The following is a 26,449-nucleotide window of genomic DNA, read 5'->3' on the forward strand; positions in this document are numbered from 1 at the left end:
ATTCTCCATGAGAAAATAACTTGATTGCTCATTTCTATAGCATTTTCAGGTAGTGTATTTAAAATGAAGTGACATTAAAATCTGTTGCGAGGTTCTTTTATCTTCGATTTTGAGGAGTTTATCTTCGATTTTGTCCATTTTATCTACGATTCCTGAGATTTATCTACGATTATTGGGATCGTATCTTCGATTAGATAAAATTCACCATTTTTCGACATGATGAATTTCACTCCTCCTCATATAAAAAGGACCTGACATGGTCAGATCCTTTTTAAAAGTTCATATTATAACCCGCACTTCAATTGTGCTCCACAGCTCGTACATGTGTTACAGCCGCCTAAATCTTCAACTGTACCTTCACGACAAACCGGGCAAGTGTTCCCTACTTCATTACCAATTGTAACGTCTGTTGAACGAAGGTCATTTATAGTATCTACAAGTACTACTTTCCCTTTTTCTTTCGGAACAACTTCTTCGTCACTATCATCAAACGTATTTTCTTCTGCTTTTAATGTTAAAACTTGTGTGTCACGGCTACCATCTACATAAACAGTACCGCCTTTTGCTCCACCTTTATATAAACGCTCATACACTTTTTCAACTTGCTCAACTGTGTAACCTTTAGGAGCATTTACAGTTTTACTGATCGAACTATCAATCCAACGCTGGATAACACATTGTACGTCAGCATGTGCTTCCGGTGCTAATTCCATTGCTGATACGAACCATGATGGTAGGTTATTCGCATCTGTTTCTGGATGTTGATCTAAATATTCTTGAACGATATCCGCTTTTACTTCAATGAACTTCCCTAAACGCCCGCTACGGAAGTAAGAGAATGAGAAGTAAGGCTCAAGGCCTGTTGCGACGCCAACCATTGTTCCTGTGGATCCAGTAGGAGCAACAGTCAATAGATGTGAATTACGAATTCCGTATTCTTTTACACCTTCACGAATATCTTCAGGCATTTTGCTCATAAAGCCTGTTTGTGTGAATGCTTCTCTTAAACGATTTGTTTCTGCTTCTTGTTCATTAGTTAAGAACGGGAAGCTTCCCTTTTCTTTAGCAAGTTCAATAGATGCACGGTATGCAGTAGTAGCAATCGTTTCAAATACTTTATCTACTAACTGATTACCTTCTTCAGAACCGTACTCTGTTTCACAATAGATTAGTAAGTCATGAAGACCCATTACACCAAGACCGACACGACGCTCACCTAGAGCTTGATGTTTGTTTTCTGGTAAGAAGTATGGAGTTGCATCGATTACGTTATCTTGCATTCTTACTCCTACTTCAACTGTTTTTCTAAGCTTATCGAAGTCAACAGTTTTTGTTTCTTTGTTTGCCATTTCCGCAAGGTTCACTGCTGCTAAGTTACAAACGGAATATGGCGCGAGGGGTTGCTCGCCACACGGATTTGTCGCAACAACTTGTTGACCATATGCTTTAGCATTTGTCATGTCGTTTGCATTATCTATAAAGAAAATACCTGGCTCTGCTGAATACGTTGCACAAATATTAATTAAGTTCCAAAGCTCTTTTGCTTTAATTTTGCGGTACGTACGAACTTTGTAGCCTTGACCCGCCCATTCACGTACATCCCCAACTTTATGCCAGTTTTCATTGTATTCGTTCATTTCTTGCTGAGTGTAGCTCTCTACATCTGGGAATCGAAGCTCATATTCGGCATCATTCTCAACGGCTTCCATAAAATCTTTTGTTAAAGTAACAGAAATATTTGCTCCTGTTAAAAACTCTGAATTATGAACACTGTAAGTACCGCCAGTACGTAGTTTTAACTCTGCGTCTTTAATAATCTTTTCACTAAATCCACCTGTGCCCGGAATTTGCTTGTAGTTCACAATTCCTTGATACATATCAATTTCTTGTTGTGTTAGTGGTGTGAATTTTAATTTATCTTGAGCGTATTTTTTAATCGCTTCATCGTTTGTGTTTTCAATTAGGTAACGTAAAATTCTTGGGTTTTGCATTTTTGAGATAATGAATTCTATGATGTCAGGATGCCAGTCTGCCAGCATGATCATTTGCGCCTTATAAAAATGTTACGTTGATTCGTTAGATCAACTCTCTAAGTCACCTTAGAGTTCAGACCATATCTTACACTCTATCTGAGTGCCCTCGCACTTCGGGATCACTTAATCCCTACTCTACTCACTTCCGCCATGTATGACGTGTTTTCGATGGTCGTTGAACCTTCTCCATAATAGGAGCTTGGCTGCTGATTGTCTTTATCCACTTACTGTTTTTAAGCATTCACGCTTACCGTTTCCAGTTACGTTGTAGCCAGTAAGTCATGTATGATGCATTTTACATTATCAAAATTATTTAATATGTCATCTTCCCAAAAACGGACTATTTGAAATCCGTTTTTTAAGGCAATCTCATTTTTTTCAATATCTATTTTTATCCTCTGTATTTGCCACTGCATAGGTTCAGGATAAAATTTTGGATTTGCATGCCAGTAGTCACCATCACATTCTATAATTAATTTATGCTCTATTAAAAGAAAATCAAATTGTCTGCCTTTCAAAACAAAAGAGTATTTGTATTTTATATTGAGTCTCTTTAAATACTCCTCCATTAACCTTTCAATTGTTGTTTTTTTAAAGACTTGATTTTCCATTTGTTTCAATATAGATGCACGAATCTTATCTATGGTCTCTTTACTATAAATCCCAGTTTTACCACTATTCCAAGAAGGAGTTTTATTTAACTTTCTAGTTTTTGCTGTTTTATTAATTATAGTCCTAAAATGTTCCTGCTTTTGTTCATTGCTCATTGAATGATGCCAATTAGCAAGCTTTTGTGATTTTAACTTTCGTGCACATATTTGACTACAGGTTTTGGTACCTCTATGTTTAGCCTCAAACTTCTTACCGCATGTTTGGCAAACTAATGGTTTTCCTTTAGCACCACATGAAATACTACAAAACTTGTTAGGCTTCCCTCTTCTTAATGTTACAAGCCTTCGACATAACTCATATGCACATTTCAAGTCATTGTCTTGGTAATAGTGTTTTAAAAGGTATTCATTTAATGTAAGACCATGTTTCTTTAGATGTGACGTGAACTTCCCTTGTTTGTTATGAGATATTTGAAAATGACATATTTTACATTCTTGTAATTCAGATGCATCATATGGTTTTATCATTTTTAATTCACCTCTAGTTAATTATCTTTCAATTATGAAGATCTAGAAGTAATTAATAACTTAAACCATAAAGAGTTTCCAGCAATTCACGAGGTTTTTTATAGACGAGGCACGCGTTATTGTACTCTACCTCGTCTTGATCCACCCTGCTCAACAAGATGAGTCAACTTCGCAATATCATCTAACCATGAAACCGAACCAGATGATTTTCCGTTAACACCTTTTGCAAGTGTGTTTCGTGGTCGTAATGTTGAACCGTTCGTTCCAACACCGCCACCTCGGCTCATGATTTCCATTACCTGCTTACGGTGCTCTGAGATTCCTTCACGTGAATCTTTTACAAATGGCATTACGTAGCAGTTAAAATAAGTTACTTCTGTTCCTGCACCAGCTCCATAAAGAACACGGCCGGCTGGAATAAAGTTTAGATTCACAAGCTCTTGATAGAACTTTTCAAACCATTCTTGACGTTTTTCTTCTGTTGTTTCAACCGATGCTAATCCCGTTGCATTTCTTTTTGCAATTTGTTCGTAAAAGATTTCAAGTGGTTTTTCAATGACGTCTAACGAGCGTTTTACGATTCCTGTTTCCACTTCCTCAGGTTTGTCTAGTGAGTGTCTATACTCCTCATCGACTAGAACACTTGCCGTTTTTGCTTCCCAATCGATTGACTTGATATACCCAAGTCCTCTCGCTGGAAATTTAGGGTCTTCTTTAATTGTCAAGACGACGAAGTCCCCTTCAGATAACGTGATTTTTTCCGTATCTTTAAATGTGTAACGATCTAGCATAACTAGTCTTGAAACACCCTTATGAGTTAACTTCATATCTTTTGTAATAGGATGAACTTGTGGGAATGCACTAATATCTTTATTAAGCTTCTCCACATCTAAGCTCATCTTCTGCTCAGTAACAACTGTCATTGTACCAACTCCTCTATCTTTCTAGTAAATCTTCTGATTTAATTTATCATATCCAAATGTATTATTCAATATATAGTGTCTAGTTTCTCACAAACAATACTACATATAGTTTTTAGGTCAACTATTTTTCATTTTGTCAAATTGATAACTTATTAAAAAAGAAAGCAAATGAAAGGTTTATAATGATTTATGAGCAAAAAAGGGGATTTTTGAAGAATTTTGTCACTTGCATGATGTTTTGTGTCGGGAAATGTTGCTGCATCAAGCTTTCATTACTTTCAAGTTTGTAAAATTACTTTTCGTCAAAGTTCTACAAGTCTGACTTCTTCTAAAATAATAAAGGACGCAATCATTTGAGATCACGCCTCTTCATCATTTACCTTTTAAAATTCCACTCGTCACTTTCATACTTATTCTTAGCAATTTCATTTACATAAGCTTCTTCTTCACTTGTTAATGTATAAGACTCAAGCTCTATTTTAAGGCCTTTTTCGAAGCCTTCTTTAAATGCCTTTTTTGCCTCATCAATTGTTACTGGCTCAGCTCTTAGTTCATTTGTCGCCACGGCTTTATTTTTAAAAGCACGCTGCATTCTCTCTTTTACACGATCATTAGGATACTTGAATAAGTTAAATAACATATCTTCATCAAGATCTAGTAGTATCGATCCATGCTGAAGAATTACACCCTTTTGCCGTGTCTGTGCACTTCCCGCGACTTTACGCCCCTCAACAACAAGCTCATACCATGATGGGGCATCGAAGCAAACAGCCGAACGAGGTGATTTCAAGCCAGCCTTTTCTTCATCTGTCCGCGGTATAGCAAAATATGCATCAAGACCGAGGTTTTTAAAGCCCTCTAGTATTCCTTCAGATATTACTCTGTAAGCCTCTGTTACAGTTTTAGGCATTTCAGGATGCTCCTCTGAAACAATGACACTATATGTAAGTTCTTGGTCGTGAAGCACTCCTCTTCCACCGGTTGGTCTTCTTACAAACCCTAAACCATATTTTTTTACAGCTTCTAAATCAATTTCTTTTTCTACCTTTTGAAAATATCCAATTGAAAGAGTTGCCGGATTCCAACCATAAAATCGTATTGTTGGAGGAATCTTTCCTTCACTATGCCATTCTAAAAGCGCTTCGTCCAAAGCCATATTATATGCTGGTGAACAATTACCAGAATCAATGTATCTCCAAACTTCTTTTATCATGTTGTAACCCTCTTTGTTCATTAATTTTACTTATTTAGTCTAGCAGAACTTTTATAAGAAGAAAATAATATTGCATGTAACCTGATGACATTTCAGACAAGCTCTTATATAATAATAGAAGTCTTATAAGAGTTCTTATGAGCTACAAACAAAGATATTAAAGGGGTCGAGAGCATTGACAATAACTATTTTATTTATCATTTTAGCAGCCGCTTTAATTGCGTACACTGCTTTTAACTTTTTCTACCAACGTAAAATAATGAAGCAATTACCTGAAGAAGATTTCCGTGCAGGCTATCGTAAAGCACAATTAATTGATGTTCGTGAACCAAATGAGTTTGAAGGTGGACATATTCTTGGAGCTAGAAACATCCCGCTTTCTCAGTTACGTCAACGTTTAAAGGAAATTCGTCCAGATAAGCCAGTCTACTTATATTGCCAAAACACAGTTCGTAGTGGTCGTGCCGCACAAATGCTGAAACGTAAAGGCTATAATGACTTAAACTGCTTAAAAGGTGGTTATAAAAACTGGACAGGTAAAGTTAAAAAGAAATAATAGATAGAACCTACAAGAAGCGACTAACAACACGCATACCTAGACTACGTTTGGGATGTGAGTGTCAGTCTGCTTCTTTTTTATTTATTTCCTATTGAGGAGTGATGATTTGAAGTTTATAGATAGTATATTCTTTCTGTTTCGGCAACCAAAGATTGTTCTTATCCCAATTTTTTTAGATGTATTATTAACTCTCTTTGTAACGACAGGAGCATTGTGGGGGTTTACTATTTTTGATTCAATAGAATTTACGATAGGGAACCCTATCCAACCCTTTCAACCTACTGGAACATATCCAATCTGGATACCAGAAATTAGTGATTTAAAAGTGCCAGCAGGATTTATTCATCCCACACTCGATTATAACGTGGTCTTATCCCTTATTATCACGGCTGCATTTTTTGTCATCAGGAGCTTTTTGATGGGTGCTTATTTAGGTAGTTTAAAATCAGCACTTACTGAAGAAAAAGCCATAATCTTTCATGAAGGTCGATATTATTTCAAGCGTTTTTTTCTACTGCATATCCTGTTCGCAATTATAATGCTAGTAGTAATAATGCTAGGTTCATTTATCGGTCCCTTTGTGATTGTTTTATTTTTATTGACTATTCCGTATATCCTTACTCCATATGTTGTTGTTTTAGAGGATTGTGATATCACAGAGGCACTTGGAGAATCAAAAAATTTAGTACAGCAACATTTTTGGTTTTTAATTAGATTTGCTCTTTTACTAATGTTTAGTACGTTTTTGCTAACATTATCATTACAAACTCTACCGGAGTCTGTAATCTATATCACCGTACTCATCGTTTATCCTTTTATAGGTTCAGCGGCCATCCTTACTGTTATGGGACGTTTATACGAAAAGGACGAAGACGAAGCAAAAAAGGAATTTAACGATAAAATTAAGCTACCATTCCTACTTGCTTGCTATTTTGTTCTATTCTCCTTACCCTTCCTAGGAGCAAATTTGGCAAAAGGTGAATACCTAATGTTTTTAGATTTCTCAGAAAAGCAAACATTTGAAGGACTTTCTTATAAATCCGCAAATGGATACATTCTAGATGACACGTTTCCAACATATGAATGGCGTAATGATGAAAAAATCAAAATAAAATTATCGCTTCCTTCATTAGAAAATGAACCGGAAAAAATATCGGGAACAGGTACAGTCGGTATAGTAACTACAACTAATGGTGGAGAGCATGAAATTAAAAAGGTAGACTTTATTTATACATTACATAAATCAATTATTAATGACACCATCTATTACCGAAATTCGCAACAAGAGTCTATCTCGCTGTTAAATTGGGAGAGTGTCATTCCACAGCCAGCTGTAACAATGATGGTTAATAACGAAGGAAACGATGTGTTCTTTTATTTATCGGAGTTTAATCAACCTCAAGACGGAGCTTTTGGATTTCAACAAACCGAAACATACTTTGATGTTAATGAAACAGGCCAGATATTCTTGCCGATCAGAAATGATACGATCATGTATAGCTATCCTTATTATTGGTTTTCAACTGAATGGACGAAAGAAAAGGTCAGCGCATTCCTTGACAGTAAAAATAATTATAGTGCGTACCATCTAAACGATCCAGGCTTTCAAATAGCCTCCCTTATACAGGAGGGCTCATATCAGACAATTATCAGAATTGCGCCTAACTTAACAGCGCAAAGTATTCAGCATAACTTAGATGAATGGAAAACACGTTGGGAAGGCTTTTTTGAAGATCAATATGGAAACTTAACGCTATCAGAGTATTTAACGTACGCGAGTAAATCAGCTACGTACGAAGGATTTGAATCACATGCCATAACTGAGGATGGGAAAGAATACTACGAAAGAAACATTTCATTTCCTACCGCTCAGTTAAAGGTTCGCTATAGTGTGAATGAAGATGGACAATTCGAAGAACTTTATATAATAGAAGAAGAATAATTTTTTCATATAATTCCTTACAGATTAATCGACTTTTTCCGCTAAAATCGATAAGATAATAAAAGGTAAAAAATTTTCAGTTTCAATTTGTTGGAGGAATAACATTTTGCTTATAGCTATAGCGTTTTTTCTATTTATGTCTTTTTTCTTATCAGGAAGTGAAACTGCTTTAACAGCTGTTAATAAAATGAAATTAAAGAGCAGAGCAGAAAATAATGATAAGAAATCGCAAAAACTTCTTGATCTCATTTCAAAGCCTGATGAATTAATCACAGGCATCTTAATCGGTAATAACATTGCAAACATTATGCTTCCAACTCTTGTGACCATTATTGCACTTGAATATGGCATTAGTGTCGGAATTGCAACAACAGTTTTAACGGTTGTTTTAATCATCTTTGCAGAGGTATTACCTAAATCAATTGCTGCTACATTTGCAGATAAGATTGCTTATACTGTTTTTCCAGTGATAAGAATTATCCTGTTTTTGTTTAAGCCTTTGATTTTTCTTTTATCAAGGTTTACCAGAATCGTCATTAACAAACTTTCAAACGATGAAGAAAAAACTGCTTCAATTTCAAGAGAAGAGCTTATTACGATGGTTAATATCGCTACTTCAGAAGGAATTCTACAAACCGATGAAGAACAGCGAATTAAAGGAGCGATTGACTTTTATGACCTGGATGTTCGAGATGCACTAAAAGTTCCTCGAACAGAAATACAGGGAATCTCATCAGGATCAACTTATGAAGAAGCACGTGAAATCGTCTTAGAGGGAAGTCATACCCGCTTTCCTGTTTATAAAGAAAGCATGGACCATATCGTTGGTGTGCTACATTCAAAATCTCTTTTATCATGGTCATTAGAGCCACAAAAAAAATTAGAAGATTTTATTGATGATGATCCACTTTTTGTATTTGAATTTCACTCAATTGAAAAGGTCTTTAAATTAATGTTAAAAAAACGCAGACACTTAGCGATTGTTCTCGATGAATATGGCGGTACAAAAGGTATTTTGAGTCACGAGGATATTATTGAAGCAATGATCGGACAGGAAATAAAAGATGAAACCGATCATGATGAAGAAATACTAATCGAAGAATTAACAGACTATCATATTATTTGTAATGGAAAGCTTGCATTGCGACGTTTAAATGAAGTGTTTAAAACGAAAATTCCTGAGCAAGAAGATATTCTTACAGGATTTTTACTAAAAGAAATGGGGCGCTTTCCAGAAGAAGGAGAAACTTATGAGTACCATCACCTTCATTTTGAAGTCATGAACGTTGAGGATAATAAATTAAAGAGTGTTAAAATCACGAAAAAAGTTGTACCAGATGAATCGTAAATGATACATATCAAAAAGGCCGCAGAATTTCGCGGCCTTTTCCTATTATCTTGCAAAGCTTAAAATTTGTTTTAAAAAGCCTAATCCTGATTTTTGCTCCTGTTTCATTCGTTCTGATCTGTGTTGATGTTCCCTCACAAACGTTAAGAAGCGTTCTTCACGTTCATCTGTTTTCTTTTGAGCGAGCTCCCGTTCAACTTGTATTTCTTCCTTATATGACGATCTTTCCGCTTCAGCAGTGACCGCTAAACTTGTAATCATATCCTGAACATCAGAAAACTCAAATCTAGCCACTTCTGTTTGTAGTTTTGCTGTTTCCGTAATTTTCTCGCTAACAGATGAAACCACATTTTTTTCTAGCTTATCAAGACGTTCGTCAAGCTTTAGCATGCTTTGGATTTCTTGTGATTCAATAAATGACGTAATTTTCAATAATGTTTCTTGTAATTCAGTAACGTCACTTGCTTCTTGCGCTGAAGATGGAACAGTCGTTTTTTGATTTTGCAAAAGCTGTTTAATGGTTTGTGTATCCATATTGCTTTCCTTAAACGCCTTTACCTTTTGGAAGAATTCAATATTTTCTGCTGTAAACAGCCTAGCGTTTTTTTCATCTCTCTTGATTGTAATAAAAGCTGAATACTCTTCTTCCCATTGCTTTAAAATAAACACCTTTTCCCCTACAAGCGAAGCCGCCTTCGATATAGTAATATACTTTGCTGCCAACCTAAACACCAACCTTTGTCTATTTTTTCTTATCTAACTAGTTCTACTAAAGCCCTAGTAAATTCCTCCCTCTCGACAAAGGTTCCAAAAACTAGTCATAATGTTTTGTGTTTTGGTTGATTTCAACATGAAATGATGAATCTTTATGAATATGTACACGGTAACATAAAAAATCGTGGAAGATGCACGATGAAAATTTAAATAAAAAGTCGAAAAATGGAAATTTAGTTTGTCTTTTTTCAAGTTTTTTGGTAAATTTATTTAGTTATTTACCCTTTTTATACAAGATTCATATGAATTTTCACTGTAGCATTGGGGTAATCCCCCCTAAAGCCACCATGAAAGATATACTCACAAAAAGAAATGGGAGAAAAAATTTATGTTTAATAAAATTGATTCCTTAGAAACGGTCATTCGTTTAGTACCAATTTTAAAAGCAGCAGTTCCAGCTGACCTATCAATTGCTATTTGTAATTTGCATGAATTTGTTGCTTATTTCCCAGGTGAAAATATCAACCTCCAAATAAAGGTTGGTCAAAAAATCAATCCTGACGAGCCTCTTTCAATTGCCATTCGTCAAAATAAAAAACTACAGGCAGAGGTACCTGCTGAATTTTATGGATTTGAATTTACAGGGACAGCTCTACCTTTACATGATCAAACTAATCAAGTAATCGGCGGAATCGCTATTCAATTACGCAGAGAAAGCGAGTTAAGAGCCATTATCAAGCAAATAGCCGACTCTTTATCACAAGCCAAGGAAAGTGTAAATACAGTTGTGGATGGATCAAACTCTTTAGCGTCTTTATCTCAGGAACTTCTTTTACAATCACAACAAGCATCAAGTGATGTAAAAGAAACAGATGTTGTATTATCTATGATTAAAAAGGTAGCTGATCAAACAAACTTGCTTGGTTTGAATGCAGCAATAGAAGCAGCACGCGCTGGGGAAAAAGGCAAAGGTTTTGAAGTTGTTGCTAACGAAATTAGAAAGTTCTCAAAAGAAACAGTCTCCTCCACTCAAAAAGTAAATCAAATAACTGCGCAAATTCAGGGTGTTACAACTAAGATGGGGGAGTCCATACAAACAATTGCCTCCATTGGAAATGATCAAGCAACATCAATGCAGGAAGTTTCTTCTTTAATAAAAGAGATTGAGCAACTTTCAAAAAAGCTATCAGAATTTGCAAACAAAATCTAAATACTATTATAATTCTTCAAGAAAATGATCAACAAATTTATGATTCAACCGATAATAAGGCTATCTAGAAATTTTGTTGGAGGTTATTATGTTTGCTTTTTTGATTGCTTTAGCTAGTGTTATTGCAAGTTTTCTTTTCTACTCTAAATTAAAATCACGAAAAGAAAAAACTATGTCTATTGGAAGTATGACACAAAGTCTTACTTTACTGGTTGCGTTTGTTATGCCTATTTACTATTTAAGAGATCTTAGTGATATAGAAGCAGTAGGGCATGGTATTAGTACATCCATAATTATTGTCATTTACGGAGCAGCAATAAATATTTTCTGTAAAATCATTGCTCGATTTCAAGCATAAACTCTAAACAAAAACTGACTTACCATCTTAGGCAAGTCAGTTTTTTATTATGCACGTTGATATTTTAAAATCGGTTTTCTCGCAGCTGTTGTTTCGTCTAAACGTTTAACAACCGTTGTATGTGGTGCTTCCTGAACAATTTCAGGTGTTTCTTCTGCTTCTTTTGCAATTTGAATCATCGCATCAATAAAGGAATCAAGTGTTTCTTTTGATTCAGTTTCAGTTGGCTCAATCATGATACACTCTTCCACGTTTAACGGGAAGTAGATTGTTGGTGGGTGGTAACCGAAATCTAATAATCGCTTCGCAATATCAAGAGTACGAACACCAAGCTTCTTCTGACGTTTTCCAGAAAGAACAAATTCATGCTTACAGTGCTGGTTAAATGGTAGATCATAATATGGCGCCAAGCGACGCATCATATAGTTTGCATTTAACACCGCATATTCTGTAACAGCTTTTAAGCCATCAGGACCCATTGTTCGAATGTAGGTGTACGCACGAACATTAATGCCAAAGTTTCCGTAGAATGGTTTTACTCGTCCGATTGATTGTGGACGATTGTAATTAAAATGGTAGCCATCTTCTGTTTTTACTAAAACTGGTTTTGGAAGATAAGGAATTAAATCCGCTTTTACCCCAACAGGACCAGATCCTGGACCCCCACCACCATGTGGACCTGTAAATGTTTTATGAAGATTTAAGTGAACAACATCAAAGCCCATATCACCTGGACGAGCTTTACTTAATACCGCGTTCAGATTTGCCCCGTCATAATAAAGCTTTCCGCCTGCATCATGGACAATTTGCGCCATTTCTAAAATATGCGCTTCAAAAAGTCCCAGTGTATTAGGGTTTGTTAACATCAATGCCGCCGTTTGATCATCAACAACACGTCGTAAATCCTCTAAATCAACAAGGCCATTTTCATCAGATTTAACTGTGATTGTTTCAAATCCTGCAACTGTTGCAGATGCCGGATTTGTACCATGAGCTGAGTCAGGAACGATAACCTTCGTTCTTTTTGTATCATTGTTCGCTTCATGATACGCACGAATCATCATTAACCCCGTCCACTCACCGTGAGCTCCAGCTGCAGGCTGAAGTGTTACTTCATCCATTCCTGTAATTTCTTTTAAATGCTCTTGAAGGTCAAATAATAATTCCATTGCCCCCTGAACCGTTGATTCTTCTTGTAATGGGTGGATATGAGCCAGTCCGGCAATACGTGCTACATTTTCATTAATTTTTGGATTGTACTTCATTGTACAAGATCCTAGTGGGTAAAATCCTGAATCTACACCATGATTACGTTTCGATAACGCTGTATAATGTCTCATAATATCAAGCTCAGAGACTTCCGGTAACTCAGCTTGTTCTGTGCGAATATAATCAGAAGGAATGAGTTCGTCTAACGACACTTCGTCAACTTCAAGCTCTGGTAAGCTATATCCAACACGACCTTCTCTGCTTAGTTCAAAAATTAATGCTTGATCTTGATTACTCATTAAGCATCCCCCAATTCCTTCACAAGTGTGTCGATTTCTTCTTTTGTGCGCAGCTCAGTTACTGCAATAAGCATATGATTTTCAAGCTCAGAATCAACCTTACCTAAATCAAAGCCACCAATAATGTCTTTTTCTAAAAGCTGTTTGTTTACTTCTGATACAGGTTTTGATAATTTCACAACAAATTCATTAAAAATTGGTTGATCGAAAGGAACCTCAATACCAGCTTGGATACATGCTCTTTTCGCATAATTGGCTTTTTGGATATTTTGAATGGCCATTTCTTTCACACCTTGCTTACCTAGAGCTGTCATGGCTACTGAAGCTGCAAGTGCATTTAAAGCTTGGTTTGAGCAAATATTAGAAGTTGCTTTATCACGACGAATATGTTGTTCACGTGCCTGAAGCGTTAACACAAATCCACGTTTTCCGTTTTCATCCGTTGTTTGACCAACAAGACGACCTGGTACTTTTCTTAACAGCTTATTTGTTACCGCAAAATAACCACAGTGTGGGCCACCAAATGCAGTTGGTATACCGAACGGCTGTGCATCACCGGCAACAATATCCGCACCAAATGCTCCTGGAGGTGTTAATGCTCCTAATGCAAGTGGGTTGGAAGAAACGATAAACATGCTTTTTCCTGTATGTGCAATTGGCTCTATGTCTTTTAATGACTCAATATGACCGAAAAAGTTTGGATACTGAACAATAACAGCTGCTACATCGTCATTCATCTCTTGTTGTAATGCTTCTAAGTCTGTTACACCGTTTTTCACGGGTACTTCAACAATTTCAATATACTGTCCTGCAGCATACGTTTTGATAACATCACGTGATTCAGGGTTAACTGCTTTTGAAACTAGTACTTTCTTTTTCTTTGTTTGACCTGCTGCAAGCATTGCTGCCTCAGCTAATGAAGTTCCTCCATCATACATAGAAGAATTGGCAACATCCATTCCTGTTAGCTCACAAATCATCGTTTGAAATTCGAAAATAGCTTGTAGCTCCCCTTGTGAAATTTCCGGTTGATAAGGTGTGTAAGCAGTATAAAATTCTGAACGAGAAATCACATGATCAACGATAATTGGCATGTAATGATCATAAACACCTGCACCTAAAAATGATGCATGACTGCGCAGATCCTTATTTTTTGCTGCAAGCTTTGTAAGTTCTTTTAGAAGCTCTGTTTCAGATTTTGCTTTTTTAATATTGTATTCTCCTTGAAAACGTACACTCTCAGGAATATCTTGAAAAAGCTCTTCAACAGAAGTAACACCAATTGCTCCAAGCATTTCCTGCTTATCTTGTTCCGTCATTGGTAAATAACGATGATTCATTACGTGTGAACCCCTCTCTTTTTTAGGTCATTACTTATTAGTTTTTAGGACGTTTATAAAAAGGTGTCGCAACGACAACGGCTTTTAATCGCTTTTTACGAACCTGAACTTCAACTTCTGTTCCTAGTTCAGTAAATTCTGTTTTTAATAGAGCCAATCCAATGTTTTTACCTAATGTTGGTGATTGAGTTCCTGTTGTTACCACACCAACCTCTTCGCCATTCACAAACACCTCATAGCCATGACGTGGAATTCCTTTTTCAATTAATTCAATTCCAACAAGCTTACGAGCTGCTCCGTTTTCTTTTTGATCTTTTAAAACAGCTTTTCCGTTAAAATCAGCTTCTTTATTCGTTTTAACCGCAAACCCAATGCCTGCTTCAATTGGTGTGATATCTTTTGAAAGCTCCTGACCGTATAAAGGAAGAGTTGCTTCAAAACGAAGGGTATCACGGGCACCAAGGCCACAAGGTAACACACCGTCTTCTTTTCCAGCTTCTAAAATATTCTCCCAAAGCGTTATAGCATCATTTGCCGCACAGTAAAGTTCGAAGCCATTTTCACCTGTATAGCCTGTTCTAGAAACTAATGCTTTTACACCAGCAACATTTACATCATCTTTAAATTTAAAAAACTTAATATCTGTTAAATCTGTATCTGTAAGAGTTTGAAGGACTTTTTCAGCAAATGGTCCTTGAAGAGCTAAAAGGGCTAAATCATCGGAAACATTTTTAATTGAAACATCACCGAAGAGATTCGTAGTTAGCCAATCCACATCTTTTTCAATGTTTGAGGCGTTGATAACTAGCAGATAGTCATGATCAGCTTTTTTATAAATAAGAAGATCATCGACTGTTCCGCCATCTTCATAGCACATCGCCGTGTATTGTGCACCACCATTTTTGAGCAAAGACACATCATTTGTAGCGATTTTTTGTAGAAAAGCTAAGCTATCTTCACCACGAACTTCCACCTCACCCATGTGAGACACATCGAAAAGCCCTGCTTTTGTACGAACAGCTTCATGTTCTTCTTTAATAGAAGAAAATTGAACTGGCAAGTCCCAGCCCCCAAAATCAATCGTTTTTGCACCGTAATTTTTATACACATCATATAAAGGTGTACGATATAGCTCTGTCATATGGATTGCTCCCTTCAAATCCTTAAAATTTGGCATCAAAAAAAGGACATAGTACTCCCATTTATAAAAATAGAAGTCTCTGTCCTTTTAACCTGAAAGTTTACCTTATGTAAAGCAGTACAAACTCGCACCTACATATGGCTTTCCCCTTTGGTAGTTTGTCTACATGACAAACACTCTCCAGAGTTGCGTCAAATAAGAGTTCTTTTGCCTGAGAGATTCACAGTTTGTTTGCTCCTTCGGCGCTATACTAAGTTATAGTCTCTCCCCTTATTCTCATCCGCTCATATTTTGTTGTAAAGTTGGTTATACTACTAAAACCTGTATTCATGACATTTAACATTTCACATTTCAATAAAGAATGAAAGCGTTAATCTAACTGAAAGATATGAAAATGATGAACTTTCTTACTAACATCCTACCATGAGGGAAGAGTTTCGACAATCACTTTTTAGCTTAACATTAAAATTATTTTCCATCACAATGTTCGTGTTTTCATTATATCAAAGTCATAATCTTGCATATATCCCTTTATGTTAATGAAATAGTGAACATTACAATAAGCACACAACACGAAAGGACTGTCTTTACGATGAATATAAAGACGAACTTCGATACAACCTGGCAGAAAGGCTTTTTTGAAAAACTAGATAGCGACGGACCTTGGTCGAACTGGGAGCTGTATAAGCTTGCTTATGAGGTTCAAAAAAATACAGCTGTACCAACCTTTGAAGGGCTGCAAGCACCTAATCACCTACCACACTTCACTCCTCTTCCCCACCAACTAGAGGTGGCTCAAAGAGTCGTTGAAAAAATGAACGGAAAAGCTATTCTAGCTGATGAAGTTGGTTTAGGAAAAACAATTGAAGCAGGATTAATTTTAAAAGAATATATGATTCGTGGACTAGTTAAAAAAGTGCTAATTTTAGTCCCTGCCTCCCTTGTTTCACAATGGGCCCGGGAATTAAATGAAAAGTTTTTTATTCCGGCAGTCGAGCAAAAGAAAAGCTATGTTTGGGAAGCATGTGATGTTGTTGTTTCATCAATTGACACAGCAAAACGTAGTCCCCATCGAGACATTGTTTATGAACAAAACTACGACTTAGTCATTATTGATGAAGCTCACAAGCTAAAAAATAATAAAACGAAAAACTATGAATTTGTTCAGAATCTAAAGAAAAAGTATTGCTTACTTTTAACCGCTACTCCCGTTCAAAACAGGGTTGAAGAGATTTTCAATCTTGTTTCACTGTTAAAACCAGGTCACCTTGGTAACGAAGCATACTTTACAGAGGTGTTCTCCGCTAAGGAGCGTTCTCTGGAGGATCATGAACATTTACGTGAATTAATTAACAAAGTAATGATTCGAAACCGTCGTGGAGACACCGGCATTGACTGGCCAAAACGGAATGTTGAAACAGTTCCGATTGAGTTTTCCGAAACCGAGCAAAACCTTTATGACACGATAACAGCTATAAAATCGTCTTCACAATATGCAGCAAATGCATTTTCGATCATGACACTCCAACGTGAAGCGTGCAGCAGTCGTGAAGCCGTTTATATGACTTTGAAAAAAATGTTGGATTTGCCGGAAGAAGAGGAAGCTGCTCTACCAAATGAGGTTATTAAAGATATTATGATGGCGATAGACGGTGTAACACAAAACTCAAAAGCTCTGAAAGTTGTAGAGTTAATCAAAGAAATTGACGATAAAGTTATTATCTTTACTGAATACCGTGCTACTCAGTTTTATTTACAATGGTTTCTACAACAAAACGGTATCAGCTCTGTTCCCTTCCGCGGAGGTTTTAAGCGAGGCAAAAAAGACTGGATGAAAGAACTATTCAAAAACCGTGTTCAAGTACTAATCGCAACCGAAGCCGGTGGTGAAGGGATTAACCTACAATTCTGTCATAATATTATTAACTATGATTTACCATGGAATCCAATGAGGCTGGAACAACGGATCGGACGTATCCACCGCTTAGGACAAGAACATGACGTAAACATCTACAATATGGCAACAAGAAACACTGTTGAAGAACATATCCTGACTCTTTTATATGACAAAATTAACTTATTTGAAAAAGTCATCGGAGATCTTGATGAAATTTTAACTCGACTAGAAATCAAAAACTTTGACGAGCATATTCAAGACATTATGATCAATTCAAAAAGTGATCGGGAAATGAAGATTAAGATGGAAAATTTAACATCCATTCTTGATTATGCCCAACACTCACAAGAACAACGAAAAGCGGCTAGTGGTGACAAATAAATTTTTCTGAAAGGTGGCGAAAAGCATGCAACAAGAGCAAATTCACAGCTATTTAGAAAGCTTCTTCACAGCCAATTCCTGTGACATCATTGAAAAAGGCCAAGGCTACATGACCGTTCAGCTAACCATTGAAATGGACAAGGAATTAATGAACCGCCCTTTCTACTGGCATTACCTTGAAAAAACTAACGGTGTTCCAAACCCGATGAAGCTCACACTGATCACAGACCAAAATCGTGCTCCAAGTGATCTTAAAGGCGAGGTCATGCACTTCGGTGCCCCCCGCCTTCACCAAATTTTTCGTTCGACAACAAATTTAGGTAGCTATATCCGACTTTTTGAGCAGGTCAAAGAACCAGGTGGAAACATCCCACTACACCCTTGGATTGGTGTTAACATTATAGTTTCCTATCAGTGTGACATGAAAAAAGATCAGCTCTATTCGATTGGATTACATTTGGTAAGTGGGACTTTAGTAGAAAACTTTCAAGAAAAACTTGAGAAATTGGAGCTAACACCGAAGATCCCAGACCTTTGTTTTACCATGACACCGTTAATCAAACCCCAAAGTGGACTTAAACGGATTGAGCAGTTTATTATGCAATCTATTCATGAACAAGATCATTCCTGGGCGGATAAAGCACGCGAAAGATGGAATGAGGATTTGAAGCTTTTGGATCATTTTTATGAAGATATGGATGAGAAGCCCGATTGTTATGAGGTGGAAAAGGAAGCGTTGAGGGAGCTTTATGAACCGCAGATCAATATTTCGGTCCAAAATGGAGGGGTTTTTTATTTGACTCCGCAGGGGATATTTAAATAGTATTACGAAATGACAATCGGTACCGATTGTCATTTTTTGTAAAAAAGTAAATTTTGTTCGACAAAAATTCAATTTTAGACACGACTTCTTATATTAATAATATGTAAACAAAAACCCCTTAACATATTATAACCCCCCCTAAACAGACAACAAATCAGGACTAATTACCCGTTTAATATTACAGTAAAATTAAAAAAACCATCAATTAAAGAAATTTTTCCTTATCGACACCATTCTGCACACTTTCTAAAAATTCCCTTTTATAATAAGAATAGTTAATAAGACAGACATTTTTCAAGGACTTTTGCAACGTTAGGTTAGTCATTCAGTGACAATATAATCAGTTCAAAGGCAAACCTATTGAAAAATAGGGACGCAAAGTCACAGATCTTCAGTATTAAAAACTAAGATGGCTGGGCTGCCTGGAATACAGGAGTATTTTAGGAGGATGAGATAGTTGAATAATGAAACGATACACAATCTTATTAAAGACAGACAGCTTGACCACGAATGGGTTGAATTAATTTTAGAAGCATTGGAAATTGGTATTAGTGTAGAAGAAATTAAAGAATTCTTTATTAAGATGGGAAGTCCTGCTGTTTAACTCATTCTTACATAAAATTTTTTTAGAAAACCGTTCTCCATATCAAACAAATCCCTTCTTTATATGTTATAATAGCATTATTAAAGGAAGGTGACTTGACGTGATTGGCCCACGAATTAAAAAATATAGAACCCAAAAAAACCTATCATTATCCGAACTAGCAGAACGAGCAGGAGTTGCAAAATCATATTTAAGTTCGATTGAGCGCAATCTCCAGTCAAATCCTTCTGTTCAGTTTCTGGAAAAGGTGTCATCTGTACTCGGTGTATCGGTAAATACCCTCCTAAATGAACAAAATGAAACGGATCCCGAAGAACTTGACTTAGAATGGACAAAACTTGTTCAAGATGCGATGAAATCCGGTGTGTCTAAAGAACAGTTTAAGGAATTTTTGGAGTTTAACAAGTGGAGACTTCAGAATGATCCTGATAAATGAGGGCATGGTTGGTGGCTTAGGCTGCTGATTGTGCTTTTTTGTTTTTATGTTGTTTGTTATAGTGAACGAAAAATATATCCTTCTTTTCTATAATTCCATCCTTTCTACAGAATATACTTGTCGAAAATTAGGACTTTTCTTTTAGTAATTAGATATATATAATGTTATTGAGAACAACAAAGTGTATAACGAACTATAACAAGCAGATTTCATCACTCTGTTTGTTCTTTATAAAGAATAAACAGGAGGTGAGAAATAAATGACCCTAAAAACAAGTGATAATCGTCCGTTGGTTTTGGACCATCAGGCGATTCGGTTTGAGACTGCTCAGAGTTGGAATCCTGGAAAAGGTAATACGAACCATCCCGGAACAGGAAATGATGGAGTAAACTGGCCAGGAAATAATCCAAATCCTACTCCAGGAGGGGCTGGAGCACCTGGTAAAGGTGCTGAGAATAGACGTAAGTAATATCAATCTTTTCAGGAGGTCTTCTTCTTTGACCTCCTATTTGGGAAATGAGGAAAAGTTAAAATGTATTACTCACATATAAAAATAGCAGAACACAAACTGGTAGTTTCTAGTTATTCAACTAAAATAGTAAACTTAGTTAAGGAAAATTTTATGGATGAAATTAATGAAGATATTAAACCAAATCTCTCAGTCCATATAGATGATGGATACGGGATTCCATTCAATGGGTATGAAGTATCCATTACCAAAACCAAAGAATACATTTCTTTTAAGCGTTCTGACTACATTATCCGCATAGATAATTTATACAGAAACGCAATGATCTGGGTACATGATGAACTTGCTTTAAAACATGCTTTAATGAATTTGTATAGCTCTTTTATCGTCTATCATAATTGGGGAATCCTACTTCATTCTTCTTGTGTTATTGATAACGACAATGCACATATTTTTTCCGGACATTCTGGTGCGGGGAAATCTACAGCTGCAAGACTTTCTTCACCAAGGGAATTATTATCTGATGAGGCATCTATTATTAAAATTTCCCCTGACAGTGTAACTGTCTTCGATTCCCCTTTTAGAAGTGAATTAAATAGTAAATGCATAAATACATCATTTGAGTTAGGGAGTATTCAACTACTACATCAATCTCTAAAGAATAAAAGAGAACAAATACAAAAATCAAACAGCATGCTACATTTAATGGACAAAGTCTTTTATTGGGATGATTCTCCCAAGGAGACTACTAAAATCTTTCATTTGCTCCATTACCTAGTACACCAAGTACCAATCTATGACCTCCATTTTCAAAAAAACAATACCTTTTGGGAGATGATCTCATAATGACACAGTATATCAAAAAAAGTGATTATGAAGCTGTTCAGCTTGATGATCAGTGGATTATATTAAATACAGACCAATTTACAGTAACAAAATTAAATGATTTGGGTGGATATTGCTGGTCTTTACTTGACTCACCTCAAACTGTTGAAAGGATGACGCAATTGATTGAGGAAAAATATATTTTAGATAATAACTCCCTTTCTTCTAGTATACAAGAATTTCTACAAGAGTTAATAGAATATGGATTGGTCCAACATGCAGTTTAATCAAGATACTGTCGAGTTATTACTAATAACTATAAAAAAATACGGTTGGATAGATCTACCCTCGTATGGTACTAGCATGTACCCTTACATAAAAAAAGGAAACATATGTCGATTTGTTCATTTTGATGAAATGAACGTTAAAAAAGGAGACATTTTACTTTATCATACAAACTCTGGTCAATTAATAGCCCATCGATTACTTTCTGTTCTAAAACAAGATAATAATCAGAAACAATTTGTTTTAAAAGGTGATACAAATCTATGTACAGATGAGCCTATTAATCAAAATCAAATAATAGGTAAGCTCATCACAATCCAAACTACAAAAAGTAAGAAATACACAAATAAGTTCCCCTCCATTGCCTGGAGCAAGTTCATATTATCTTTTCCAATTGTTTCAAGGCTACTAAGATACTATCTGTCAGTAGAATATCAATACAAAAATCGTTCGGGAGTCTCTACATGATAACTGATAAACTATCATCTATCTTAAAGGAAATAAATTTAAAAGGAATCAAGAGAACCTTTCAGTTATTAGGTCCATATATCCTTTCTAGCTGGAAATCGTATACTGGACTTATCGTTATTTTATTCGCAGATATTTTTTTAACTATCGGTTTTGCTTGGTTCTTTGGAACAATTACAGATGCAGCAGTATCTGGGGAATTCGATAAAATTAAATCCTTACTGCTTGTTGTATCAATCCTAATTGTTAGCAGCCAAATAGTTACCTTTTTTAATACCTATTTAGAATCCTATGTAACAAGTAAAATAAAAAGAGATCTAAAGGAATATGTCCTAAAACAAATTATGTTGTTACCCACTAGTAAACTGTCAAAAATCCGTACTGGTGAACTAATGACTCATTTTACAAATGACATTAATTGTATTGATGGTGTAATTGGTAGTAACCTTATATACCTTATTCAACTTCCACTAATATCAATAGCTGTGTTTATTTATATGCTCCAAATTAATTGGCAATTATCAGTGCTTAGCCTTTTTATCATCCCCATCGCAATAGTCGCTGGTGGGATTTTTGGTATTCTTATTAGAAATAATAGTCGAACAATTTACAATAAAATAGGTGATATAAATAGTCAGCTCAATGAAACATTTCAAGGAATACCAATTATCCGCTCATTTCTTATTGAACGATTGTTTTTAAGGAAATTTTATGATCAAAACCACTCTTTGTTTGACTTAGAGATGAAAAACGCTAAACTACGTGGGACCTTTTATGTTGTTGGTGGTCTGATTTCGTCTATTACTTACATTATAAGCCTTTGTTTAGGAGCTTTTTTTGTATCTAATGGACAAATCACAGTTGGTTCTCTTCTAACTTTCGTAACCCTAATGCAACATCTAATTAGTCCTCTTACAGGGCTTGCAGGCTTATGGGGAAGCTTTCAAAGCTCAGCATCTGCTGTTGAACGGATCTCAAATGTACTCGATATTCAACCAATAAATAAAGAGCTCCCTACCTATGTTGATTCAGTTAAAATACCTAAAACTATACAGTTTAGTCATATTTCTTTCTCATATGAACAAGAAATGCAGATTTTTAATTCACTAAACTTAACGATCCAAACTGGAAAGGTTATTGCATTTGTAGGTCCTAGTGGTGCAGGAAAAACAACATTATTTCACTTACTTCAAGGATTTTATCAGCCACAATCCGGGCAAATTTTAATGGATAACACTCCCATAGATCAACTATCTTCCTCTCACCTCAGAAGTACTTTTGCTCATGTCGCACAAGATACTTTTTTATTTAGCGGCACTATTAAAGATAACCTATTACTCGCTCGACCAAACATTAGCGAATTAGAAATGATCAATGCTGCGATAGCTGCTAATATCCATGACTTCATTATGTCACTACCCGAACAATACAACACTGAAATTGGTGAACGTGGAGTAAGACTTTCCGGAGGACAAAAACAAAGAATTTCTATTGCCAGGGCAATATTAAAGGATGCTCCAATTCTATTACTTGATGAAGCTACATCTGCTTTGGATAGCGAGTCAGAGTTTAAGGTGAAAGAAGCATTGGAAAGATTGATGAAGAAAAAAACGACTTTAGTCATTGCCCATCGTTTATCAACAATACAACATGCTGATGTAATTGTTGTTCTTGATAACGGTGAAATCGTTCAACTTGGTACACATGAAGAGTTAATGCTGCAACCTGGCTTATACAGAAGACTAACAGAGACTCAATCTTTAGCACAGGAAATATATAAAGAGAACAGCGCTATATCTATATGACAGAAGGAGGTGCATAAATGTGATTAAAAAATTTATTGAAGATCTTTATTATGAATCTTCTCTCCCACTCAATTATAGTAATAAGGAATATAAAGAACTAAAAGCAGATATAATCCATTTCAATCTAGAACCCACATTTCTTTCAATGTTAAAACATAATAATATAATAGATACGATACCAATAAATCTCAAAGACATGCTGCTTAAAAAGTACAATCAACAGTTCATCCAAAATTTACTCATTAAGAACCAAACCCAAATGATACTGTCCGCATTTGAAGAAAACAATATTTTTGTGATCCCACTTAAAGGTCCTTTCTTCTCTGAAAAATACTTTAATGACTTTGCTGCAAGATCATCATCAGATATTGATATCCTTATTAAGGAAGATCAAATTGATGAAACGATAGCGTGTATAAAAAAACTGGGATTCATTGTTGAGGAAAATAATGATGAAGAGCATTTCCATCGTACATTCAGTAAAACACTTCCAGGATCAACTATTCCACTGTTAATAGAAATTCATTGGAATATAGTAAGAGAAAACACCTCGGCCCTATCTATTGATGAGTTATGGAACCAGTCTATACCAATAGAAAATTATCAATTTGTATTAGAACTATCTACAATTCATGCATTTTACTTCATCATTTTACATGCTTGGCGTCATAACTTAGACTCACTAAAGCATTTTCTAGACATCATTCAAATGATTAAAATTCATGGTAATGATTTAAATTACGAATCACTTTTTAAAATAGCCAAAAAACATAAAACACTCAAACGAGTTATACGAACACTATCAATCGTATATCAGCAGTTCCCCTTTCTAAATAATATATTGAAGCTGCCAATTACAAAACAATATGGATCATTATGGCAATACGAATGGATTCGGGAAGGGAAAATAGATAAAAAGAAGATATATTTAGATTTTATAGACTATCAGTTTAGAAGTTATGATACCTTTTCACATCGACTCATTGCGTTGCTTGAGTGGCTTTTTCCTTCTAAATTTGGATTGGAAGGAGAACTGAAGGGTAATAAAATGAGTTATTTGAGATTATTTAAACAAAGAGGGAAAGGAATACTTTCGTCTATATCAATAAAAAGTAAAATTTAAAGGAAAGGATTAAACATGATAGTCATGTTGACCTTTCCTTTTTATGTAATTTTGTCTGACCTACATATAATATCCTAAAATAATTCGATTTTCTAAATTTTATAAGAAACCTTGGACCTTGACATTTCTTTAAAATCATAGTGCATTTGATTGTTATTAAAAAAGGATAATTCTGGTTTATTACTTGCAATAATTGCTTTCATTTTGGTTAAGTCAGAATTACAAGTTGGACACAACCATTCCCCTATTTTACAACTGCTGTAAGACGAGCGATAACATCGATTACAATGTTTTTTATACATATCGAGGTCTCCTATTTAAATTAATTTTAGTTCTCAATAAAGAACAACTCAACAGAACAATAAATATAAATCCTCAATTCCAACTCATACAATTCTTATTAGAAAACACATATTTACACTTAATAAATGGAATTAATTATCCAATAAACATGTATAAACATCACGAAGGTATATAGAGTAACTCCTACAATAGAGATTGACTTCATTACTTTATGGTTAGGTATTTTCTGATAATAGCAAAGTGTACACAACATTATTGATAAAAGCGACTTAACAATCAGAAAATAAATCGGTTCTGCTTCATAAAGTATTCTCATTAAAGCATTAGCCTCTTCAATAAGATTTAGTTTGAGTCCAATATACGTGAGTAATCCGTCTACTAAATTGAGCAATGCTAAAAAGTAGCAAATACGTTTCACAAACTTATCTCCTCTATTTTTTAAATGACTTCTATTTCGGACTACCGTAACACACAACTAAGAAATGTGCCCTTCTTTCATCCTTATTTTTTTTGGTAATCCTTGCCTTTTTGACTCATTCTCTTTTTAGTGTCAAAACATTTATTTCTGGTGTATTCAAAAATCGAAAGCTTAATAACGGAATCGTATTACTACTTCCTAACCCTGCACTTACATATTGTTTTGTATCTCTATATTCCCATAACCCTTTCACTCGGTTCTGTGGGGGAAATAAACCATTTCTTTCATACCATGCTTCCGGAACAAATAAGGCTCCTACAAACGGGAGTCGTATTTGACCTCCATGATAATGACCTGCCATGATAAGATCGTAATTTCTAAAAATTTGTGCTGGATTTTCCATTATTTGATCAATTCTAGCATCTACTACTGGATAGTGACTTAATGCAATTAGCACGTTTGAGTTATTTTCATTTTTTAGTGAATCCATTTCAGTTAATAAATGCTTAATATCTTTAACACTTGTTGTAGGCTCACCATAATTAGGAATTTCTGACTTAGAGGTTGGGGTTAAAATTGAAAACTCAAAGTTTACAAATTCAACAGAAGCTCCATCTTTATTAATCATGTAAATTGAATTTAATAGCTTTACTCCTCTTTGCTCAAGTCCTAATATAAAAGGATTTTTTGACATAGATCCATTTACATTGACATATGGGTCTGTGTTACCTGGAACAAATAAGACATGTTCTTTATTATAAATGCCATCTAAAATTTTATATGTAGCTGAGTAGTTGGTACTTTCCTGATCTTTAAGATAATCACCTGTTAATGCCAAAATATCGTAATTAATTGAGTTTATCTTTTTAATTAAGTTTTCTTGATTTTGACCAAATTCTTTTTCATGTAAATCTGAGATTTGTAAGATCTTGAAACCTTCAAGTTCATTTGGTAAGTCTTCAACTAGGATATCTTCTTCTAAAATAGCCACTCTATTGTTATCCCATATTGTATAGATGACCATGATGATTAGAAAAGTTAAAATAAGGATGAAGAGTTTTTTAAACTTAATCATTGCTACCTCTCCAATTTTTATATCGAGATAAAATATAGGTAAGCTATCATGGTTTGTGAGTGATTTTATACTGATATCACTTGATTTTTATGTAACCAAGTTTTCTTCC

At 35.2% G+C, this 26,449-nt stretch carries 23 protein-coding genes, 2 pseudogenes and 2 riboswitches; of the genes and pseudogenes, 15 read left to right on the top strand and 10 right to left on the bottom strand.

The features are described 5' to 3' along the window. Positions 1 to 284: 284 nt before the first annotated feature. The 4 genes and pseudogenes from D9842_RS12115 to D9842_RS12130 all read right to left on the bottom strand — a co-directional run. A pseudogene (locus D9842_RS12115) lies at positions 285 to 2,051 on the bottom strand (vitamin B12-dependent ribonucleotide reductase); the annotation flags it as partial. A 242-nt stretch (positions 2,052 to 2,293) separates the two neighbouring features. After that, positions 2,294 to 3,172 carry an endonuclease domain-containing protein gene (locus tag D9842_RS12120; RefSeq protein WP_121662755.1) on the bottom strand — a complete coding sequence of 293 codons (879 nt, stop codon included), beginning with the start codon at positions 3,170 to 3,172 and terminating at the stop codon, positions 2,294 to 2,296. A gap of 128 nt (positions 3,173 to 3,300) precedes the next feature. Next, positions 3,301 to 4,095: pseudogene (locus D9842_RS12125) on the bottom strand (ribonucleotide reductase N-terminal alpha domain-containing protein); the annotation flags it as partial. 376 nt (positions 4,096 to 4,471) lie between these two features. Next, positions 4,472 to 5,308 (bottom strand): lipoate--protein ligase family protein, encoded by an 837-nt coding sequence (locus tag D9842_RS12130; protein ID WP_121662757.1) that lies wholly within the window; start codon positions 5,306 to 5,308, stop codon positions 4,472 to 4,474. Between the two features lie 181 nt (positions 5,309 to 5,489). Between D9842_RS12130 and D9842_RS12135 the strand changes: the two genes are divergently transcribed. From D9842_RS12135 to D9842_RS12145, 3 genes are all read left to right on the top strand, one after another. Then, a complete protein-coding gene (locus tag D9842_RS12135) occupies positions 5,490 to 5,864 on the top strand; it encodes a rhodanese-like domain-containing protein (RefSeq protein ID WP_257536066.1) in 375 nt (124 codons plus the stop codon). Between the two features lie 109 nt (positions 5,865 to 5,973). Then, positions 5,974 to 7,809 carry a hypothetical protein gene (locus D9842_RS12140; RefSeq protein WP_121662758.1) on the top strand — a complete coding sequence of 612 codons (1,836 nt, stop codon included), beginning with the start codon at positions 5,974 to 5,976 and terminating at the stop codon, positions 7,807 to 7,809. 106 nt (positions 7,810 to 7,915) lie between these two features. Continuing rightward, complete coding sequence (locus tag D9842_RS12145; RefSeq protein WP_121662759.1) at positions 7,916 to 9,157, top strand: CNNM domain-containing protein; 1,242 nt, start codon at positions 7,916 to 7,918, stop codon at positions 9,155 to 9,157. Between the two features lie 45 nt (positions 9,158 to 9,202). Here the strand turns inward: D9842_RS12145 and D9842_RS12150 are convergent, their stop codons facing one another. Next, on the bottom strand, positions 9,203 to 9,880 hold the full coding sequence (locus D9842_RS12150) for a MerR family transcriptional regulator (RefSeq protein ID WP_162987412.1): 678 nt from the start codon (positions 9,878 to 9,880) through the stop codon (positions 9,203 to 9,205). Positions 9,881 to 10,259: 379 nt separating this feature from the next. On the opposite strand from D9842_RS12150, the gene D9842_RS12155 reads away from it, so the two are divergent. Further along, entirely contained in the window at positions 10,260 to 11,081 is an 822-nt protein-coding gene (locus tag D9842_RS12155; protein WP_121662761.1) for a methyl-accepting chemotaxis protein, read from the top strand. An 88-nt stretch (positions 11,082 to 11,169) separates the two neighbouring features. Beyond that, positions 11,170 to 11,439, top strand: a complete 270-nt coding sequence (locus D9842_RS12160) for a hypothetical protein (RefSeq protein ID WP_121662762.1) — start codon at positions 11,170 to 11,172, stop codon at positions 11,437 to 11,439. 47 nt (positions 11,440 to 11,486) lie between these two features. Here D9842_RS12160 and gcvPB read toward each other — a convergent pair whose 3' ends face one another. Genes gcvPB through gcvT form a run of 3 tightly spaced genes read right to left on the bottom strand, consistent with a single transcriptional unit; the run spans position 11,487 to position 15,428 of the window. Next, on the bottom strand, positions 11,487 to 12,947 hold the full coding sequence (gene gcvPB / locus D9842_RS12165) for an aminomethyl-transferring glycine dehydrogenase subunit GcvPB (RefSeq protein WP_121662763.1): 1,461 nt from the start codon (positions 12,945 to 12,947) through the stop codon (positions 11,487 to 11,489). Then, positions 12,947 to 14,287, bottom strand: coding sequence for an aminomethyl-transferring glycine dehydrogenase subunit GcvPA (gcvPA, locus tag D9842_RS12170; protein ID WP_121662764.1), 1,341 nt, complete (start codon positions 14,285 to 14,287; stop codon positions 12,947 to 12,949). Before gcvPA ends, gcvPB begins: the two co-directional genes overlap by 1 nt. Positions 14,288 to 14,324: 37 nt before the next feature. After that, a complete protein-coding gene (gcvT, locus tag D9842_RS12175; protein ID WP_121662765.1) occupies positions 14,325 to 15,428 on the bottom strand; it encodes a glycine cleavage system aminomethyltransferase GcvT in 1,104 nt (367 codons plus the stop codon). Between the two features lie 189 nt (positions 15,429 to 15,617). Then, positions 15,618 to 15,708, bottom strand: a riboswitch (glycine riboswitch). 312 nt (positions 15,709 to 16,020) lie between these two features. Between gcvT and D9842_RS12180 the strand changes: the two genes are divergently transcribed. From D9842_RS12180 to D9842_RS12225, 10 genes are all read left to right on the top strand, one after another. Further along, positions 16,021 to 17,706: a DEAD/DEAH box helicase gene (locus tag D9842_RS12180; protein ID WP_121662766.1), complete on the top strand. Its 1,686-nt coding sequence runs from the start codon at positions 16,021 to 16,023 to the stop codon at positions 17,704 to 17,706. Between the two features lie 25 nt (positions 17,707 to 17,731). Next, entirely contained in the window at positions 17,732 to 18,529 is a 798-nt protein-coding gene (locus D9842_RS12185; RefSeq protein WP_121662767.1) for a YqhG family protein, read from the top strand. 340 nt (positions 18,530 to 18,869) lie between these two features. Continuing rightward, positions 18,870 to 18,955, top strand: a riboswitch (cyclic di-GMP riboswitch). A 31-nt stretch (positions 18,956 to 18,986) separates the two neighbouring features. Then, entirely contained in the window at positions 18,987 to 19,133 is a 147-nt protein-coding gene (locus D9842_RS12190; protein ID WP_232273288.1) for an anti-repressor SinI family protein, read from the top strand. A 100-nt stretch (positions 19,134 to 19,233) separates the two neighbouring features. After that, a complete protein-coding gene (locus tag D9842_RS12195; RefSeq protein ID WP_121662768.1) occupies positions 19,234 to 19,569 on the top strand; it encodes a helix-turn-helix domain-containing protein in 336 nt (111 codons plus the stop codon). Between the two features lie 259 nt (positions 19,570 to 19,828). Next, positions 19,829 to 20,038, top strand: coding sequence for a hypothetical protein (locus tag D9842_RS12200; protein WP_121662769.1), 210 nt, complete (start codon positions 19,829 to 19,831; stop codon positions 20,036 to 20,038). Between the two features lie 153 nt (positions 20,039 to 20,191). After that, entirely contained in the window at positions 20,192 to 20,884 is a 693-nt protein-coding gene (locus D9842_RS12205; protein WP_257536036.1) for a hypothetical protein, read from the top strand. Beyond that, complete coding sequence (locus D9842_RS12210; RefSeq protein WP_121662771.1) at positions 20,884 to 21,150, top strand: PqqD family protein; 267 nt, start codon at positions 20,884 to 20,886, stop codon at positions 21,148 to 21,150. Before D9842_RS12205 ends, D9842_RS12210 begins: the two co-directional genes overlap by 1 nt. Further along, complete coding sequence (locus D9842_RS12215; protein ID WP_121662772.1) at positions 21,125 to 21,616, top strand: signal peptidase I; 492 nt, start codon at positions 21,125 to 21,127, stop codon at positions 21,614 to 21,616. The genes D9842_RS12210 and D9842_RS12215 overlap by 26 nt, the downstream gene beginning before the upstream one ends. Then, entirely contained in the window at positions 21,613 to 23,421 is a 1,809-nt protein-coding gene (locus D9842_RS12220) for an ABC transporter ATP-binding protein (RefSeq protein WP_121662773.1), read from the top strand. Before D9842_RS12215 ends, D9842_RS12220 begins: the two co-directional genes overlap by 4 nt. A gap of 19 nt (positions 23,422 to 23,440) precedes the next feature. Beyond that, positions 23,441 to 24,544 (top strand): nucleotidyltransferase domain-containing protein, encoded by a 1,104-nt coding sequence (locus D9842_RS12225; RefSeq protein WP_121662774.1) that lies wholly within the window; start codon positions 23,441 to 23,443, stop codon positions 24,542 to 24,544. A gap of 421 nt (positions 24,545 to 24,965) precedes the next feature. Here D9842_RS12225 and D9842_RS12230 read toward each other — a convergent pair whose 3' ends face one another. Beyond that, positions 24,966 to 25,265 carry a DUF5658 family protein gene (locus D9842_RS12230; RefSeq protein WP_121662775.1) on the bottom strand — a complete coding sequence of 100 codons (300 nt, stop codon included), beginning with the start codon at positions 25,263 to 25,265 and terminating at the stop codon, positions 24,966 to 24,968. Positions 25,266 to 25,380: 115 nt separating this feature from the next. Then, entirely contained in the window at positions 25,381 to 26,340 is a 960-nt protein-coding gene (locus D9842_RS12235; RefSeq protein WP_121662776.1) for a metallophosphoesterase, read from the bottom strand. Positions 26,341 to 26,449 lie beyond the last annotated feature (109 nt).

It is taken from the genome of Metabacillus litoralis, assembly GCF_003667825.1.
Lineage (GTDB): Bacteria > Bacillota > Bacilli > Bacillales > Bacillaceae > Metabacillus > Metabacillus litoralis_B.

Bases quoted from the DNA above. Each gene is read 5' to 3' on its own strand.
- D9842_RS12205 (WP_257536036.1), top strand. From the start codon at position 20,192: ATGGATGAAATTAATGAAGATATTAAACCAAATCTCTCAGTCCATATA.
- D9842_RS12120 (WP_121662755.1), bottom strand. From the start codon at position 3,172: ATGATAAAACCATATGATGCATCTGAATTACAAGAATGTAAAATATGT.
- D9842_RS12185 (WP_121662767.1), top strand. From the start codon at position 17,732: ATGCAACAAGAGCAAATTCACAGCTATTTAGAAAGCTTCTTCACAGCC.
- D9842_RS12155 (WP_121662761.1), top strand. From the start codon at position 10,260: ATGTTTAATAAAATTGATTCCTTAGAAACGGTCATTCGTTTAGTACCA.
- gcvPA (WP_121662764.1), bottom strand. From the start codon at position 14,287: ATGAATCATCGTTATTTACCAATGACGGAACAAGATAAGCAGGAAATG.
- D9842_RS12130 (WP_121662757.1), bottom strand. From the start codon at position 5,308: ATGATAAAAGAAGTTTGGAGATACATTGATTCTGGTAATTGTTCACCA.
- D9842_RS12200 (WP_121662769.1), top strand. From the start codon at position 19,829: ATGACCCTAAAAACAAGTGATAATCGTCCGTTGGTTTTGGACCATCAG.
- D9842_RS12160 (WP_121662762.1), top strand. From the start codon at position 11,170: ATGTTTGCTTTTTTGATTGCTTTAGCTAGTGTTATTGCAAGTTTTCTT.
- D9842_RS12220 (WP_121662773.1), top strand. From the start codon at position 21,613: ATGATAACTGATAAACTATCATCTATCTTAAAGGAAATAAATTTAAAA.
- D9842_RS12210 (WP_121662771.1), top strand. From the start codon at position 20,884: ATGACACAGTATATCAAAAAAAGTGATTATGAAGCTGTTCAGCTTGAT.
- gcvT (WP_121662765.1), bottom strand. From the start codon at position 15,428: ATGACAGAGCTATATCGTACACCTTTATATGATGTGTATAAAAATTAC.
- D9842_RS12235 (WP_121662776.1), bottom strand. From the start codon at position 26,340: ATGATTAAGTTTAAAAAACTCTTCATCCTTATTTTAACTTTTCTAATC.
- D9842_RS12215 (WP_121662772.1), top strand. From the start codon at position 21,125: ATGGATTGGTCCAACATGCAGTTTAATCAAGATACTGTCGAGTTATTA.
- gcvPB (WP_121662763.1), bottom strand. From the start codon at position 12,947: ATGAGTAATCAAGATCAAGCATTAATTTTTGAACTAAGCAGAGAAGGT.
- D9842_RS12180 (WP_121662766.1), top strand. From the start codon at position 16,021: ATGAATATAAAGACGAACTTCGATACAACCTGGCAGAAAGGCTTTTTT.